General features: G+C 71.0%; 17 protein-coding genes. 10 read left to right on the forward strand and 7 right to left on the reverse strand.

Annotated elements, in window-relative coordinates:
* Positions 1-53: 53 nt before the first annotated feature.
* From der to cmk, 3 genes are read right to left on the reverse strand one after another with little or no spacing between them, the layout of a single operon-like run.
* Positions 54-1466, reverse strand: coding sequence for a ribosome biogenesis GTPase Der (gene der / locus ACYVIP_RS29235; protein ID WP_460402068.1), 1413 nt, complete (start codon positions 1464-1466; stop codon positions 54-56).
* Between the two features lie 15 nt (positions 1467-1481).
* Positions 1482-2126, reverse strand: a complete 645-nt coding sequence (locus tag ACYVIP_RS29240; RefSeq protein WP_460402070.1) for a lysophospholipid acyltransferase family protein — start codon at positions 2124-2126, stop codon at positions 1482-1484.
* The gene (gene cmk / locus ACYVIP_RS29245) at positions 2123-2851 is read right to left on the reverse strand and encodes a (d)CMP kinase (protein WP_460402072.1); all 729 of its coding nucleotides are present in this window, start codon (positions 2849-2851) and stop codon (positions 2123-2125) included. The genes ACYVIP_RS29240 and cmk overlap by 4 nt, the downstream gene beginning before the upstream one ends.
* Before the next feature lie 174 nt (positions 2852-3025).
* Between cmk and ACYVIP_RS29250 the strand changes: the two genes are divergently transcribed.
* Positions 3026-3592, forward strand: a complete 567-nt coding sequence (locus tag ACYVIP_RS29250) for a snapalysin family zinc-dependent metalloprotease (protein WP_460402074.1) — start codon at positions 3026-3028, stop codon at positions 3590-3592.
* Between the two features lie 7 nt (positions 3593-3599).
* Here the strand turns inward: ACYVIP_RS29250 and ACYVIP_RS29255 are convergent, their stop codons facing one another.
* From ACYVIP_RS29255 to ACYVIP_RS29265, 3 genes are read right to left on the reverse strand one after another with little or no spacing between them, the layout of a single operon-like run.
* Positions 3600-4787 carry a kynureninase/PvdN C-terminal domain-containing protein gene (locus ACYVIP_RS29255; RefSeq protein WP_460402076.1) on the reverse strand — a complete coding sequence of 396 codons (1188 nt, stop codon included), beginning with the start codon at positions 4785-4787 and terminating at the stop codon, positions 3600-3602.
* Entirely contained in the window at positions 4784-5575 is a 792-nt protein-coding gene (locus ACYVIP_RS29260) for a tryptophan 2,3-dioxygenase (RefSeq protein ID WP_460402135.1), read from the reverse strand. Before ACYVIP_RS29260 ends, ACYVIP_RS29255 begins: the two co-directional genes overlap by 4 nt.
* Before the next feature lie 27 nt (positions 5576-5602).
* On the reverse strand, positions 5603-6421 hold the full coding sequence (locus ACYVIP_RS29265) for a PaaX family transcriptional regulator (protein WP_460402078.1): 819 nt from the start codon (positions 6419-6421) through the stop codon (positions 5603-5605).
* A 51-nt stretch (positions 6422-6472) separates the two neighbouring features.
* Between ACYVIP_RS29265 and ACYVIP_RS29270 the strand changes: the two genes are divergently transcribed.
* Genes ACYVIP_RS29270 through ACYVIP_RS29305 form a run of 8 tightly spaced genes read left to right on the forward strand, consistent with a single transcriptional unit; the run spans position 6473 to position 14690 of the window.
* Complete coding sequence (locus tag ACYVIP_RS29270; protein WP_460402080.1) at positions 6473-7300, forward strand: LLM class flavin-dependent oxidoreductase; 828 nt, start codon at positions 6473-6475, stop codon at positions 7298-7300.
* Positions 7300-9360: an oxidoreductase gene (locus tag ACYVIP_RS29275; protein ID WP_460402082.1), complete on the forward strand. Its 2061-nt coding sequence runs from the start codon at positions 7300-7302 to the stop codon at positions 9358-9360. Before ACYVIP_RS29270 ends, ACYVIP_RS29275 begins: the two co-directional genes overlap by 1 nt.
* Positions 9357-10097: a creatininase family protein gene (locus ACYVIP_RS29280; RefSeq protein ID WP_460402084.1), complete on the forward strand. Its 741-nt coding sequence runs from the start codon at positions 9357-9359 to the stop codon at positions 10095-10097. Before ACYVIP_RS29275 ends, ACYVIP_RS29280 begins: the two co-directional genes overlap by 4 nt.
* Positions 10097-11644 carry a benzoate-CoA ligase family protein gene (locus ACYVIP_RS29285; protein WP_460402086.1) on the forward strand — a complete coding sequence of 516 codons (1548 nt, stop codon included), beginning with the start codon at positions 10097-10099 and terminating at the stop codon, positions 11642-11644. The genes ACYVIP_RS29280 and ACYVIP_RS29285 overlap by 1 nt, the downstream gene beginning before the upstream one ends.
* Entirely contained in the window at positions 11641-12327 is a 687-nt protein-coding gene (locus ACYVIP_RS29290; protein ID WP_460402088.1) for an SDR family NAD(P)-dependent oxidoreductase, read from the forward strand. The genes ACYVIP_RS29285 and ACYVIP_RS29290 overlap by 4 nt, the downstream gene beginning before the upstream one ends.
* 25 nt (positions 12328-12352) lie before the next feature.
* Positions 12353-13180, forward strand: a complete 828-nt coding sequence (locus ACYVIP_RS29295) for an enoyl-CoA hydratase family protein (protein WP_460402090.1) — start codon at positions 12353-12355, stop codon at positions 13178-13180.
* On the forward strand, positions 13177-13575 hold the full coding sequence (locus ACYVIP_RS29300) for a RidA family protein (protein WP_460402092.1): 399 nt from the start codon (positions 13177-13179) through the stop codon (positions 13573-13575). The genes ACYVIP_RS29295 and ACYVIP_RS29300 overlap by 4 nt, the downstream gene beginning before the upstream one ends.
* Positions 13572-14690, forward strand: coding sequence for an acyl-CoA dehydrogenase family protein (locus ACYVIP_RS29305; protein WP_460402094.1), 1119 nt, complete (start codon positions 13572-13574; stop codon positions 14688-14690). The genes ACYVIP_RS29300 and ACYVIP_RS29305 overlap by 4 nt, the downstream gene beginning before the upstream one ends.
* On the opposite strand, the gene ACYVIP_RS29310 is transcribed toward ACYVIP_RS29305, so the two are convergent.
* Positions 14681-16063 carry a TrpB-like pyridoxal phosphate-dependent enzyme gene (locus ACYVIP_RS29310; RefSeq protein ID WP_460402096.1) on the reverse strand — a complete coding sequence of 461 codons (1383 nt, stop codon included), beginning with the start codon at positions 16061-16063 and terminating at the stop codon, positions 14681-14683. The genes ACYVIP_RS29305 and ACYVIP_RS29310 overlap by 10 nt on opposite strands.
* Positions 16064-16156: 93 nt before the next feature.
* On the opposite strand from ACYVIP_RS29310, the gene ACYVIP_RS29315 reads away from it, so the two are divergent.
* Positions 16157-16639, forward strand: a complete 483-nt coding sequence (locus tag ACYVIP_RS29315; protein ID WP_460402098.1) for a cation:proton antiporter regulatory subunit — start codon at positions 16157-16159, stop codon at positions 16637-16639.
* The last annotated feature ends 1 nt before the right edge of the window (position 16640 follow it).

Genomic DNA, 16640 nt, shown 5'->3' on the forward strand with positions numbered 1-16640 from the left:
GCCACACCCACCATCATCCGCAGGTGCGCACCAAGCTTAGCGCAGTCTCCAGATCAACTCTTCCGGGGTCGCTTCTCACGAACCCGCACCGAGATCCGCACCGGAGTCCCCACGAACCCGAACCTCTCCCGGAACCGCCGTTCGATGAACCGCCGGTACCCCGCCTCCAGGAACCCGCTGGTGAACAGCACCAACGTCGGCGGCCGCGTCTGGGCCTGCGTCGCGAACAGCACCTTCGGCTGCTTACCCGACCGCACCGGCGGCGGCGTCGCGGCGATCAGTTCCGCCAGCCACGCGTTCAGCTGCCCCGTCGGCACCCGCTGGTCCCACGAGGTCAGCGCGGTCCGCAGTGCCGGCGCCAACTTGCGCACCGACCGACCGGTCAGCGCCGACACGTTGATCCGCTCCGCCCACGGCAGGCGCACCAGACCTCGTTCCAGTTCGCGGGTCAGCTGGTGGCGTCGGTCCTCGTCGACCAGGTCCCATTTGTTGAGCGCGAGCACGCACGCCCGGCCGGCGTCCACCACCATCGTCAGGACGCGTAGGTCCTGCTCCGAGATGGGGTCGGCGGCGTCCAGCAGCACGATCGCCACCTCCGCCGACTCGATCGCGGCCCTGGTCCGCAGCGACGCGTAGTACTCCATCCCGCTGGCGGTCTTGACCCGCTTGCGCAGGCCAGCCGTGTCGACGAACCGCCACATCTCGCCGTCCAGTTCCACCAGGGAGTCGACCGGGTCGACGGTGGTGCCGGCTACGGCATCGACGACCGCACGATTCTCCCCGGTCAGGCGGTTGAGCAGGCTGCTTTTGCCGACGTTCGGTTTGCCTACCAGCGCTACTCGGCGTGGGCCGCGGGCCTCACCGAAGCTCTCTCGGGGGGTCTCGGGGAGGGCGTGGAGCACCGCGTCGAGCAGGTCGCCGGAGCTTCTTCCATGCAGCGCGCTGACCGGGTGCGGTTCGCCTAGGCCGAGGGACCACAGGGACGCGGTGTCGGCCAGCAGGCGGTCGTCGTCGACCTTGTTGGCGGCCAGCAGGACCGGTTGTTTCGCCCTGCGGAGGACTCTGGCGGCCGCCTCGTCGGTGGCGGTCGCGCCTACCGTGGCGTCCACGACCAGGAGCACCGCGTCGGCGGTCATCATGGCCAGTTCGGCCTGTTCGGTGACCGACGCCTGCAGGCCCTCGGCCTTCGGGTCCCAGCCGCCGGTGTCCACCACGGTGAACCGGCGGCCCGACCACAGCGCGTCGTAGGCCACGCGGTCCCGGGTCACGCCCGGTTTGTCCTGTACGACCGCTTCTCGGCGGCCGATGATGCGGTTCACCAGCGTCGACTTGCCGACGTTGGGCCTGCCCACCACGGCCAGTACCGGTTGCGGAGGCTGGCCACCATCCCCATCGGGGTGGCCGAACTCCTCGTCAACGGCAGTCCAGTCGGACTCCTCGGCCCAGGTGCCATCCAGCTCAGTCATGTCCGTCATTTCTCATCACACAGCGGCGGCGCGCTGCTCGTCCAACTCCCGCACCAGGTCGGCCAGGCGCAGGCGGATCGCCTCGGTCGCCTCGGTCAGGCCGCTCCGTCCACGACGCACAACCAACTCGAACGGCTCACCAACCAGTACGTCCAGCTTAGGGCGGAACCGTCTACGACTCCCGGCCGGCCGCCTGGTCCCCCTGGTCACCACCGGCACAACCATCGCGCCGGTCATCCTGACCAACCACGCGGCACCCTGCTCAGCCCGCTCCACATCACCCGATCCCCTGGTGCCTTCCGGAAAAACGCCGACCAACCCGCCATCGGCGAGCAATCGCACGGCCGTCGTCAACGCCGTCCGGTCGGGGCTCCCCCTGGTCACCGGCACCTGGCCGATCCAGCGAAACGCACTCCCCAGCGGCCCCGTGAACAGCTCACTCTTCACCAGGAACACCGAACGGCGCGGCAGCATTCCGAAGATCACCTGCGGATCGACCAACGAACTGTGGTTGGCCACCAGCACCACCGGCCCGGTCCTCGGCACCCGCCCGGCACCGATCACCCTGATTCGGTAGGTCGGCCGGTGTAACCAGCGCGCGATCCATCGACCCAGATCGTGCAGCCAGGGGATCGCGCCAGCCGGCAGGTGGTTCGTCACCACCGACCGCGGCCGGCCGCCACCCCGCGCAGGCCGCGCTCGTTGACCAGGCCGAGGATCCGGTCCAGCACGCCGTCGATGTCCAGATCCGTCGTGTCCAACCACACCGCGTCATCGGCTGGCTGCAGCGGCGAGGCCGCTCGCGAGGAGTCGAGTCCGTCCCGGCGCTCGACATCGGCCAGCGTCGCCGCCAGCGTGGACTGCCTGCCCTCGGCGGCGTCCTGGGTGGTCCGGCGCAGCGCCCTGGCGTCGGCCGACGCGGTTAGGTAGACCTTCAGCGGGGCGTCCGGGGCGATCGCGGTCCCGATGTCGCGTCCTTCGACCACGACGCCACCCTGGCCGGCGCACACGCTCTCGATGATCTCCCACTGCCGCAGCCTGAGCAGCTCACGCACCCTCGGCACAGCCGACACCGCGGACACCGCCAGGGTCACCGCCTGGCCGCGGATCTCGACGTCCACCGACTCCTCGCCCAGCGCGACGTCCTGGTCCTGCGGGTCGGTGCCGATCCGCAGATCGACGTCCTCGGCGACCCGGCCTACGGCCGCCGGGTCGTGCGGGTCGACGCCGGCGCGCAGCACGGCCAGCGTCACCGTGCGGTACATCGCGCCGGTGTCCAGGTAGCCGGCGCCGAGCACCGTCGCCAACCTGCGCGCCACCGTGGACTTCCCGGTGCCCGACGGGCCGTCCAGCGCGATCACGCCGCGTAGCTCGCCCTCAACCACCACGGTTCTCCTCCGTCCCGCCAACCCCTCTCCATTGTGCCTGGTGTGATCCTCGAGCAGTCCTCGGGATCGGTACCTGGCAACTGGTGAACCCGCCACACCCCACTAACAGCGGATCTCAAGCTCCTGACCTGCGGCCTAGCATCCGATCGAGGGCAATAACAGGAGGTAACGATGATCAGACGCACAGTCATCACCCTGCTCGCGTTCGCGCTGGCTCTCGTCGCCACGGTGGCCGCCACGGCCTTCACGGCGCCGAAAGCGACCGCGGACGTCGGCGTGGCTGCCGTCACCATCACCTACAACGACAGCCAGGCGGCCGAGTTCGTGGACGCGGTCGCGGAGGGTGTCGCCATCTGGAACGCCTCGGTGACCAACGTGCAGATCGTCCGGGCCGCGCCCGGCGCCCGCGCCGACGTGCGGGTGATCGCCGACGACGGGTGGCCGCGCGCCACCCTCGGCCCGGTCCGGCCCGGCGGCAGCGGCACGGTCTGGATGGGCCGCCAGGCCGTCGACGAGGGCTACTCGGTGGTGCGCATCGCCGCACACGAGTTCGGCCACACCCTTGGCCTGCCCGACCGGAAACCCGGGCCGTGCACGAGCCTGATGTCCGGCAGCTCCGCCGGCGTCTCCTGCACCAACCCGAACCCCAACAGCACCGAGCGCAGCCAGGTGCAGTCGCTCTATCGCAGCGGCTTCACCGGGATGCTCGCCGACACCGGGAAGGTGGTCAGCTACTGACCGGCGACTAACCGACGAGCTCGCCGAGCGTGGCCATCGCCTGTTCGAGCTGCTCGTCCGACAGGTACGGGGCCGGACCGAACCGCAGGTACTCCCCCCGGCTGTCGGTCAGCACGCCACGCTCGGCCAGCTCGCGGTGCAGTTCCCCGGCCCTCGGCGAACGCAGCGCGAGAAAGCCCCCGTAGGCCTCGCGGGGCGCGGACCGGTCGCGGGTGACCACCGCGGGCGACGCGTCGATGGCGTCGAACCGCTCGGCGAGCAACGTGGTCTGATGCAGTGACACCGCGCGCAGGAACGCCGGGGTCAGTCCCTGTTCGGCGAAGAACTCCAGTACCCGCGCGGCCCGGTAGTGGCTGGTCGGGTCGTAGGTGGCGCCGGCGAACCGGTCCCCGCCCGGCGCGTAGCCGACCAGGCCGGCCGAGGTGGCCGCGAGCTCGTCGAACTCGGCGAACCAGCCGGTGACCACTGGTCGCAGCGACGCGGCGTGGGCTGGCAGGCGAAGGAAACAGTTGCCCTCGCCCAGTTGGAGGTACTTGTAGCCGCCGCCGGTGACCCAGGCGCCGGTCAACCCCTGTTCCGGCAACGACATCGGCAGCACACCGAGCGCGTGGTAGGCGTCCACCAACAACTCCGCGCCGACGCGCGCGCACGCGGCCGCGAGCGTGCCGAGGTTGGGCACCGTCCGCGAGGTGCCGAACAGCACCGAGGACACCAGCACCGCGGCCGTCCGATCGTCCACAGCGGACGCGAGGCGTTCGGCGAGGGTGTCGGCCGGCGCCGACGGCAGCCGCACGACCTCGACGCCTTCCTCGGCCAGTCTGGCGAGTTGGCGGCGCAGGGTGTGGAACTCGCCGTCGGAGGTCAGCAGCCTCGGGCGGCGGCGGAGGTCCACAGCGGACAGAAAGCGGATGACCAGCTCGTGGGTCGACCCGCCGAGGGCGATGTCCGCGGCCGGGTCGTCGAGCAGGGCGGCGAACCCGGCGCGGACCCGCTGGGCCTTGGCGAACGCCAGGTCCCACTTGCGGTCCACGGCTTCGGCGGCGTCGGTGAACGCCTCGAGCTGGCCCTCCATGGCGACGTCCGGCCAGGCCTGGTGGGAGTGGCCGGTCAGCAGCAACCGGTCGGCGACCCGGAACCGGGTGTAGTGCCCGGCGAGCGCGTTCGGCGACCGGCGCAGGGAGTCCACTGTGGTCATAGCTCGCTCCTTACGGCCCACAGGTCGGGGAACACGGCGTGGAACAGGGTGGAGCGCAGGTAGGCCGCGCCGGCCGAGCCGCCGGTGCCCGGCTTGCCGCCGATGGTACGCTCGACCATCTTCACGTGCCGGTAGCGCCACTCCTGCAGGCCCTCGTCGAGGTCGACGAGCAGATCAGCCACTGTGGATGGTCCGGCGTCGTCGTGGTAGACCTGCACGAGAATCCGCTGCACGTCCTCGGCGGGCTTCCAGGTCTCGCGCACGTCGCGTTCGAGGTGCTCGGCGGGCACCGGGTAGCCGCTGCCGGCGAGGTAGTGCAGGAACGAGTCGAACACCGACCGGCCGGCCATCACCGAGGTGATCCGCTCCCGCGCCACGCTCCCCTGTGGATAGTGGCCGAACGCCCGCCGGTCGCGGCGGCCGAGCACGGCCTCGATCTCGCGGAACTGCCCGGACTGGAATCCGCTGGACGCGTCGAGTCTGGCGCGGAAGCTGGTGAACTGGCGCGGGGTCATGGTTTCCAGCACGTCGATCTGGGCCACGACCACCTTGAGGATGGTGAGCGTGCGCCGTAGCGCGCGCACCGAGTGCGCGGTGTCGATCTCCTCCAGCTTGCGCTGCAGGTGGGTCAGCTCGTGCAGCAGCTGTTTGAACCACAGCTCGTAGACCTGGTGGATGATGATGAACAGCAGCTCGTCGTGCTCGTCGGAGCGTGGCCGTTGCGCGTCGAGGATCTCGTCCAGCGCGAGGTAGGACGTGTAGGTCAGTGCGGCGGTCTCGTCGGCCAGCGGGTCGGTCACGGGGTCGGTCACGGGTCACCTCATCGATGTCGCGCTGTCGAAGTAGCGCCGGGCGGGCTCGGCGAGCGTCGGGTAGAGATCATGGAACAGGGCGAGCGCCTCGGCACGGTGACGCGGCGGCGCCACCAGGTCGGCGGGCAGTTCCGGGTCGAGGAACGGGAACTCGCGGAAGGTGTGCACCAGCCGGGTGCGCAGCAGCAGTGCCTCCCGGTCGCCAACCGCCCCGCAGTGGCGGAAACGGTCCACGAAGGACTCGTAGTGCGCGGCCAACTCGACCAGGTCCCAGACCCTGGTGACGAACACGGCGAAGTCCACGGAGGTGGCCGGCCGGCCGAGCAGCACGCCGGCGTACTCGGTCACCTCGTGTTCGGCCAGCAGGGTGGCGACCTCCCGTTCGCGGTCGTGCGGGGCGAGCCAGGTGCCGTCCTGCACCTGGCCGAAGCCGAGGAACCGCAACCGGCGCACCAGCCGGGTGCGGGCCAGTCGGCGCTCCTCGGGAATCGCGTGCCACAGCACGGTCCAGGTGGTCTCCACGCTCGGCGCGCGGCCGAGGGTGAAGATCCGCCGGTCGCCCTCGGCGAGCACGGTGATGGTGCGGGGGGTGAGCGCGTAGTGCACGTGCCGCCCGTCGCGCGTGCGCGCGAGCAGGTCGCGGGCGACCAACCGGTTCAGCGCGACGCGCGACGCGCCAGGCGAGAAGCCGAACTCGCCGAGCAGGCGCACCAGCCCACCGGACCAGACCTCGGCGCGCTCGCGGGGCTCCAGGTAGGTGCCGAGCAGTGTCAACACCAGTCCCTGCGGAGCCGGCTCGAAGCCGCGCAGCAGGTCAGACATGGTCACGAGCATAGTTGACGTGTCAGTGAGGTCAACCGTAATGTGTCGCACGTGAGGGTGGGCATCGGACTTCCGAACACCATTCCGGGCACTCCCGGCGCGCTGCTCGTCGAGTGGGCGAGGCGCGCCGACGAGGGTCCGTTCTCGACGGTCGCCGTACTCGACCGGCTGGTCTACGACAGTGTCGAGCCCTTCGTCGCGCTCAGCGCGGCGGCGGCGGTCACCGAACGGGTACGGCTGGCCACCAACATCGCCATCGGTCCGCTGCGTGGCGCGGCGATGCTGGCCAAGCAGGCCGTCTCGCTCGACTCCGTCTCGAATGGACGGTTCACCCTCGGGCTCGGCGTCGGCGCGCGCCGCGACGACTACGCGGCCGCCAGCATCGACCGGCGCACCCGGGGCGCGGCGCTGTCCGAACAGTTGGCCTATCTGCGCGGGCAGCTCGACGAGTCGGGGATCGGCCCCGCCAGGCAACCGATCGAGTTGCTGGTCGGCGGCTCGAGCGGGGCCGCGTACGCGCGGATGGCCCGCTACGCCGACGGTTTCGCCCACGGCGGCGGCCCGCCGCGCGCGTTCGGCTCGGCGGCGACCAAGGCCCGCGCCGCCTGGCGGGATCTGGAACGGCCGGGCGAACCGACGTTGTGGGGTCAGGGCTACTTCGCCTTCGGCGATCCCGACCAGGGCAGCGCGTACCTGCGCGACTATTACGCGTTCACCGGCCCGTTCGCGGAGAAGATCGCGGCCGGCAACCTGACCTCCCCGCGCGCGGTGCGCGACTACGTGCGCGGGTACGAGGCGCAGGGGTGCGACGAGCTGATCCTGTACCCGACGGTCGCCGACCTGGACGACCTCGCCCGGCTGGCCGAGGTGCTCTCGTAGTGCGCGTCACCGTGGTCGGCGCGGGACCGTCGGGTCTGTACCTGGCGATCCTGCTGAAGAAGGCCGACCAGCGCCACGAGATCACCGTGCTGGAACGCAACGCGCCGGACGCGACGTTCGGCTGGGGCGTGGTGTTCTCCGAGGAGACCCTTGGCGCGCTGCGCGACGCGGACCACCCGACCTATCTGGAGATCGCCGACTCGTTCGCGCGCTGGACGGCGATCGACATTCGGTACCGGGGCCAGGTGCTGCGCTCCACCGGGCACACGTTCTCCGCGATCAAACGGACCCAGCTGCTCGACCTGCTCCAGCGGCGCGCCCGCGAGCTCGGGGTCACGTTGCGGTTCGGCACCGAGGTGTCCACTGTGGAGCCGGCGGACCTGGTGGTGGCCGCCGACGGGGCCAACAGCACCTTGCGCCGGTCCGGCTCGTTCGGCACCACGTCCCAGCCGCAGGGGTGCAAGTACGTCTGGTTCGGCACCGACCTGGTGCTGGACGCCTTCACGTTCATCTTCGAGCAGACCGAGTTCGGGCTGTTCCAGGTGCACGCCTACCCGTTCGACGAGCACACCAGCACGTTCATCGTCGAGACCACGGTGGACACCTGGCGGCGCGCCGGGCTGGACACGAAGTCCGAACAGGACAGCATTGCCTTCTGCGAGCACCTGTTCGCCACCCATCTGGCCGGCCACCGGCTGATGTCCAACCGGTCGACCTGGCTGGACTTCCCCCTGGTGCGCAACCAACACTGGCACGACGGGAACGTCGTGCTGGTCGGCGACGCCGCGCACACCGCGCACTTCTCGATCGGCCAGGGCACCAAGCTCGCCATGGAGGACGCGATCGAGCTGGCGAACAGCATCACGGCCCACCCGGCGAGCGTCGAGCAGGCGCTGGTCGGCTACGAGCTGGAACGCCAGCCGGTGGTGGAACGGATCCAGCAGGCGGGCGGCGACAGCGCCGCCTACTTCAGCCGGGTCCGGCACTACACCGGGCTGGCGCCGATCCAGTTCGCGTTCAACCTGTTGACCCGCAGCGGCCGGATCAGCCACGCGAACCTGACCCAGCGGGACCCGCAGCTGATCCGGGTGCTGGACGCGTGGTTCGCCGCCACCGCGGCCGGCCACGACGCGGTGCCCGGCGCGGTGGCGCCGCCGCCGATGTTCGCGCCGTTGCGGTTGGGCGGGGTGACCATCGGCAACCGGGTCGTGCGGGTCGGCGACGCCGGCGACGCCGTGGCGGGCGCCGGGCTGGTGCTCACCGGGCTGGTGGCGGTCGGCGCCGAGGGCCGCACCACGCCGGACTGCCCGGTGATGGACGACTCGTGGGCGCCGAGGGTGACCGAGGTACACGCGGCCGGCGCGCTCGCCGGCCTGCGGCTCGGGCACGCCGGGCGGCGCGGCGCGGTCCGGTCGTCCGGTGTGGACGTTCGGCTGGCCGCCGGCTGGCCGCTGGTGTCCGCGTCACCGCTGCGGTACGCGCCCTTCGGCGTGGAACCGGCTGAGCTGACCGAGGCCGGCATGGACCTGGTGCGCACGGAGTTCGTGCAGGCCGCGCGACTGGCGGCGGCCGCGGGGTTCGACGTGCTCGAACTGGACCTGGCCGACGGTTACCTGCTGGCCAGTTTCCTGTCGCCGCTGGCCAACCGGCGCACCGACGTGCACGGCACCGAGCGGCTCCGGTTCCCACTGTCGGTTGTGGACGCCGTGCGGGCGGCCTGGCCGGCCGACCGGGTGCTCGCCGCGCGGCTGACGGCCACCGACTGGGCTCCCGGCGGGCTGACGGTCGAGGACGGCATCGACCACGCCCGCGCGTTGGCCGAGCACGGGGTCGACCTGGTGCACGTGCGCGCTGGCCACAGCACGGCGGGCTCCCGGCCGGAGTACCGGCGCGGCTACCTGACCACGCTGTCGGACCGGATCCGCAGCGAGGCCGGCGTGCCGACGCTGGTCGGCGGCTACCTCACCACCCCGGACGAGATGAACACCGTCATCGCCGCCGGCCGGGCGGACCTGTGCCTGTTCGAACCGCCACCGACACCCCTGGAGGCGGTGCGATGACCGCGTTCGCCGAGCTGACCTCCGCGCAGGTGGCCGAGTTGCCAACCGGTGGGCGGGTGCCGGTGTTGCTGCTGCCGGTCGGCGCGGTCGAGCCGCACGGACCGCACGCACCCCTTGGCACCGACCAACTCATCTCCGCCGGGATGTGCGCCAGGGCCGCCGAGCGGCTCGCCGGCGACCCGGCTCTGCGGGTGCTCGTGCTGCCCGCGATCGACTACGGCGTCACCGAGTTCGCCGCCACGTTCCCGGGTTGTGTGTCCATCGGCGCGGACACGCTCAGGGCGCTGGTCCTGGACATCACCCGGTCGCTCACCGCCCAGGGGCTGCACCGGATCGTGGTGGTGAACAACCACTTCGAGCCGGCGCACGTGACCGCGCTGCGCGCGGCCACCCAGGAGGCCGGCGTCGCCTATCTCGACCTCGTGCGCAGGCGCCACGCGGAACGGCTGACCGAGGAGTTCCGGTCCGGCTCCTGTCATGCCGGGCAGTACGAGACCTCGCTCGTGCTCGCCGACCGGCCCGAGCTCGTCGACCATACTGTGCTCGGCACGCTGCCCGAGGTCACCGTCGACCTGCCGGCGATGATGGCCGCCGGCCACCACAGCTTCGCCGACCTCGGCATGGACCGCGCCTACTGTGGCTCGCCAGCGGCCGCCACCGTCGCGGAAGGACAGTCCACGTTCGACACGCTGACCGACATACTGGTCGAGCTGATCCGGGAAGTGGGGCATGGCTGATGCGCGGATACGACGACCTGCCCGACGCGCTCAACGTCGCCACCTATTTCATCGACCGCAACCTCGAGCGGGGCAACGGTGACCGCACGGCGCTGAGCACGCCGGAGCGCTCGCTGTCCTATGCCGAGTTGGCCGAGCAGGTGCGCGCGACCGCCAACGCGCTGCGCTCGGTCGGCGTCTCGGCCGGCGACCGGGTGCTGCTCGCGCTGTCCGACGGCGTCGAGTTCGTCGCCACCTGGTACGCCGCGCAGCGGATCGGCGCGGTGACCGCCGAGGTCTACACCTTCCTGCCGACCAAGGACTTCGAGTACTTCCTCGGCTACGTCCAGCCGAGCGCGGTGGTGGTCGACCAGGTGACGCTGGACCGGATGCGGGCGGCCTCCGGTGGTCGCCACCGGTTGCTGGTAGCCGGCGAGGTGGAGCTGCGCGCCGGCGAGGTCGGGCTGGCCGAGCGGATGGCGACCGCACCGGACCGGAGCGACCCCGCGCCGACCACAAAGGACGATGTGGCGATCTGGAAGTTCACCACCGGCAGCACCGGCGCGCCGAAGGCGTGCGTGCACACCGTGGCGAGCCCGGTACTGAGCCACCTCAACTACGCGCGCGGGGTGCTGGACATCAGCCAGGACGACGTGGTGCTGCCGGTGCCGAAGCTGTTCTTCGGCTATGCCAGGGATCTCGCCGCGCTGTACCCGTTCGGTGTCGGCGGCGCGGGGATCGCCTTTCCCGAACGCACCACAGCGGAGCGGATCTTCGAGTTGATCGCCAGCCACCGACCGACGATTCTGGTCAACGTGCCGACGATGATGAGCGCGATGGTCGCCCACCCCGACGCGTCCACACAGGACCTGAGCTGCCTGCGGCTGACCACCTCGGCCGGTGAGGCGCTGCCGGCGGAGCTGCACCGCAAGTGGGACGAGACGTTCGGCGTCGAGGTGGTCGACGGCATCGGCTCGTCGGAGGCCTACCACATCTACATCTCCAATCGGCCGGGCGCCGCCCGGCGGGGCACCTGCGGACAGGCCGTGCCCGGCTACCGCGCGCGGGTGGTGGACGACGACGGTGTCGAGGTGCCGCCCGGCGAGGTCGGCACGCTGGAGGTCACCGGTGGCACGGTCGCCAGCGAGTACCACGGCGATCCGGCGAAGTCTGCGGCGACCTTCCGGCAGCACACCGTGCACACCGGGGACCTGTTCAGCCAGGACCCGGACGGCTTCTTCACCTACCACAGCCGCGCCGACGACCTGTTGAAGGTGGGCGGGATCTGGGTTGCGCCAAGCGAGATCGAGCACTGCCTGATCGGGCACCCGGACGTCCTGGAGTGCGGGGTCACCGGTCACGAGACCGACGGTCTGGTCCGCACCAGGGCCTACGTGGTGCTGCGCGCGGAGGTCACCGGCTCCACCGAGCTCGGCCAGGCGCTGCGCGAGTACGTCGGCACGCGGCTGTCCGGGCACAAGCGTCCACAGGAGATCGTGTTCGTTACCGAGCTGCCGCGCACCACCAACGGCAAGCTCGACCGGCGCGCGTTGCGGACGCTCTCATGAGGACCGTCGTGGTCACCGGTGGCACCAAGGGCATCGGCGCGGCGGTCGCCAAGCGTTTCACCGACGCGGGCGACCGGGTCGTCGCGCTCAACCACGACGATCTGGACGTCACCAACGAGGACGCGGTGCGCGACGTGCTCGGCGGGCTGCCGGTGGACGTGCTGGTCAACAACGCCGGTATCTCGGCGAGCGCGCCGGTGCACCGGACCACCATCGACCAGTGGCGGTCACAGCTGGAGGTGAACGCGACCGGCGCGTTCCTGTGTACCCGTGCGGTGTTGCCCGGCATGCGGGCGCGCGACCGCGGCCGGATCATCACCGTCGCCTCGACCGCGGGCCTGGTCGGCGCCCCGTACACCGCCGGGTACGCCGCGTCCAAGCACGCGGCGTTGGGGTTGATGCGCACGGTCGCCGCCGAGGTCGCGGGCAGCGGGGTGACCGCCAACGCGGTCTGCCCGGCGTTCGTGCGCACCGACATGACCGCGCGCAGCGTGGCCACGGTGGCCGAGGCCACCGGCAAGTCCGAAGAGGACAGTGTGGCGGCGCTGGCGGCACTGTCGCCGCTGCGCCGGCTGCTCGAACCGGCGGAGGTCGCGTTCGCGGTGACCTTCCTCGCCGCCAGGGAGGCGGGCGCGATCAACGGCCAGACCATCATCCTCGACGGAGGAGGAATTCAGACATGACACAACCTGGGGAGGCGGGCAGCCCATGAGCCCTTTTCGGGCGTCGCCGGGGTTCACCGGCGACTGGAAACACTTCGACCTCACGGTGGCCGGTGGCGTCGCGACGATCACGTTGAACCGGCCGGACAAGCTGAACGCGCTCACCTTCGACGTCTACGCCGACCTGCGTGACCTGCTGGCCGAACTGCCCCACCGGGGCGACGCGCGGGTCGTGGTGATCACCGGCGAGGGGCGGGGTTTCTGCTCGGGCGGTGACGTCGAGGAGATCATCGGCGAACTGCGGAAGATGGCGCCGGCACAGCTGCTCGAGTTCACCAGGATGACCGGCGCGGTGGTGAAGGCGCTGCGCGAGTGCCCGCTGCCGGTGATCGCCTCGGTCAACGGGATCGCCGCCGGCGCGGGCTCGGTCATCGCGCTGGCCAGCGACTTCCGGCTGTTGGCCGAGTCGGCGTCGTTCGCGTTCCTGTTCACCAAGGTCGGGCTCGCCGGCGCGGACATGGGCTCGGCCTACCTGCTCCCCCGGCTCGTCGGCCTCGGCCGGGCGACGGAGCTGCTGATCCTCGGCGACAAGGTCGACGCCGCGCACGCGGACCGGATCGGCCTGGCGACCAGGGTCGTGCCGGACGCCGAACTCCGCGAGCAGACCACCGCGCTGGCCACCCGGCTCGCCGACGGCCCCGCGCTCGCGTACTCGACGACCAAGGTCCTGTTGACCAGGGAGCAGGACATGGACCTCGGCAGCGCGCTCGAACTGGAGGCGATGACCCAGGCCCTGCTGATGAAAAGCGATGACCACGCCGAGTTCTACGCCGCGTGGTCGGCCGGCAGGAGTCCACAGTGGAGCGGCCGGTGAACGAGATCGTCAACGCGCCGGGGCTCGCCGCGCCCGTCGGCTTCGCGCACGCGGTGGTCGCCGCACCAGGACGCACGGTGTACCTGGGCGGCCAGACCGCGCAGGGCCAGGACGGCGCGATCATCGGCACCACCCTGGCCGAGCAGTTCGACGTGGCCGCCGGCAACGTGGTCACCGCGCTCACCGCCGCCGGGGCAACGCCGGACCAGTTGGTGTCGCTGGTCATCTACACCACCGACGTGCCGGCGTACAAGGCGTCCCTGCCTGCGCTGGGACCGGTGTGGCGCAAGCACTTCGGCCGCAAGTACCCGGCGGTGGCGCTGCTGGGGGTGGCCGCTCTGTTCGACGAGGACGCGATGATCGAACTGGTCGGCACGGCGGTGATCCCGGCATGACGCTCTCCGAGGCGCATCGCACTCTGGTCGAGCACACCGAGACGGTCGCGACGACGCTGCTTCCGGTCGCCGCCGCCGGCGAACCAGGGCGGGTCAACGCGTCGTTGCTCACCGCACTGGCCGACCACGGCCTGCTCGGCACGATCTTCCACCGCGACGGCGACCACTACCGGCCGACCTCCGCGCTGGCGCTGTGCCTGATCCGCGAAGGACTCGCGCGCCACTGCACGGAGGCCGAGACCGCGTTCGCGCTCCAGGGTCTTGGCGCGTACCCGATCCTGCTCGCCGGCCAACAGTCCACTGTGGAGCAGTGGATCCCGCCGATCGCGGCCGGCGAGATCGCGGTCGGCTTCGCGCTGAGCGAGCCCGGCGCCGGCTCGGACGCCGCGTCCCTTGCCCTGCAAGGAGTTCCCGACGGCGACGACTACCTGCTGACCGGCGAGAAGGCGTTCATCTCGAACGCACCGGACGCGGCGGTGTACTCGGTGTTCGCGCGCACCGGCGAGCCGGGTGCCCGCGGTATCACCGCCTTCGCCGTGCCGGCCGACACCCCGGGACTGACCGGGACCCGCCAGACCATGGTGTCCCCGCACCCGATCGGCCGGCTGCGCTTCGACAACGTGCGGGTGCCCGCGAGCGCGGCACTCGGCGAGGTCGACGCCGGCTGGCGGGTGGCGATGCGCACCCTGGACATGTTCCGGCCCAGTGTCGGCGCGTTCGCGGTCGGCATGGGCCAGGCCGCGCTGGACGCCGCGGTCGCGCACACCGCGGGCCGCACGGCCTTCGGCCGCCCGCTGCGCGAGTTCCAGGCCGTGTCCCACCAGTTGGCGGAGGTCGCCACCAGGCTGCACGCCGCGCGCCTGCTGGTGCACGACGCGGCCACCGCCTTCGACGCGGGCACCGGCCGCACCGGCCACCTGTCCGCGATGGCCAAGCTCTTCGCCACCGAGACCGCACAGCAGGTGGTGGACGTGGCGATCCAGGTACACGGCGCCCGCGCGCTCGAACACGGTCACCTACTGGAGCACCTCTACCGCGAGGTCCGCGCCCCCCGCATCTACGAGGGCGCGAGCGAGATCCAGCGCGAGATCATCGCCCGCCACCTCTACCGCTGAGCCCCGACCGCCGCGGGGTCGGGCGGAACCGTCGCCATGGCCTCGCTGATCTCGTCGTCGGTGAGCACGCGGTCGGTCATGTCGCCGGCCAGATAGCTGGCGTAGGCGGGGAGATCGAGGAACGCGTGCCCGCACAGGGCGGTCAGGATGACCTTCTCCTCACCGCTGTCCCGACAGCGCAACGCCTCGCGCACACACTCGGCCAGCGCGTGTGACGGCTCCGGCGCGGGAATGATGCCCTCCGCCCTGGCAAACCGGACACCGGCGGCAAAACACTCGTTCTGCGGGATCGCCACCGCGTCGACCAACCCCAACTCGACGATGTGGGACAACAACGGCGCCATCCCGTGATACCGCAACCCACCGGCGTGGATCGGGTCCGGGATGAAGTCGTGGCCGAGGGTGTGCATCTTCAGCAACGGCGTCAGCCCGGCCGTGTCGCCGAAGTCGTAGGTATAGCTGCCCCTGGTCAACGTCGGACACGCGGCGGGCTCCACCGCCCGGATCGTCGGTGAGCCCCGGCCGGCGAGTTTCTCCCGCAGGAACGGGAACACCAGGCCACCGAAGTTGGACCCGCCGCCGGTGCAGCCGACGATCACGTCCGGGGTGTCGCCGGCCATCTCGAACTGCAGCAACGCCTCCTCGCCGATCACGGTCTGGTGCATCAGCACGTGGTTGAGCACGCTGCCAAGCGCGTAGCGGGCGTTCGGGTTGCCGGCGGCCATCTCGACCGCCTCGCTGATCGCGATGCCGAGGCTGCCGGTCGAGTCCGGGTGTGCGGCCAGCACCGCGCGCCCGGACTCGGTCAGCACCGACGGGCTCGGATGGACGGTCGCGCCGAAGGTCTCCATCATCATTCTGCGGTAGGGCTTCTGGTCGTAGGACGCGCGAACCTGCCACACCTCGCAGTCGATCCCGAACTGTGCGCAGGCGAACGCGAGCGCGCCACCCCACTGACCGGCGCCGGTCTCGGTCGTCAGCAGCCCGACCCCCTCCGCGGCGTTGTAGTACGCCTGCGGCACCGCGGTATTGGGTTTGTGCGAGCCGACCGGGCTGACCCCCTCATACTTGTAGTAGATCCGCGCCGGCGTGGACAACGCCTTCTCCAACCGATGTGCCCTGATCAGCGGAGCGGGGCGCCACAGACGGTAGACCTCGCGCACTTCCTCCGGGATGGGCACATACCGGTCACGGCTGACTTCCTGCTCGATCAACGCCATCGGGAACAGGGGGGCCAGGTCCGCGGGACCGATGGGCTCCCTGGTGGCCGGATGTAGTGGTGGGGGTGGGGGTTCTGGCAGGTCAGGCACGATGTTGTACCACCGTGTCGGGAGGTCGGACTCGTCGAGTCGGAACGTGGTGCGTCCAGCCATCTGGGACTCCTAGATCGGCCAGCGAGACGCAAACCACGCTATGAGTGTGTGGGTCGGGAAGAAAGTCTGCAGTCGGGTGGTTAACGTGGTGTGGTGAACGTCGAGGTGACTCCACTGCCAGGGATTGGCACGCGCCAGGACTTCGTGTCCCGTACTGGGCGACGCATCGGCGTCATCACGTACCGAGACGGCCGCTCCGAGCTGATCGTCTCCAAGAAGGACGATCCGGACGCGTGTACCGCGTCCATCCCGCTGTCCCCGGACGAGGCCAGCGCGCTCGCCGGGCTGCTCGGCGCGCCGCAGCTGGTGGCCGATCTGTCCCGGGAGAACGACGGGCTCCGCGGCGTGCACACCAAGCAGCTGCCCCTGGTGCCCGGTTCGCCCTACGACAGTCGCACCCTCGGTGACACCCAGCTACGCAGTCGTACCGCTGTGTCCGTGGTCGCCGTCGTGCGCATGGGCACCGTGCACCCCTCGCCCCGGCCGGACTTCGTGTTGGGCGGCGGCGATCTGCTGGTCACCATCGGCACTACCGAAGGGCTCGCCAAAGCGGCCGACGTCCTCGACCGCGGGTAGC

It is taken from the genome of Actinophytocola sediminis (genome assembly GCF_054779715.1).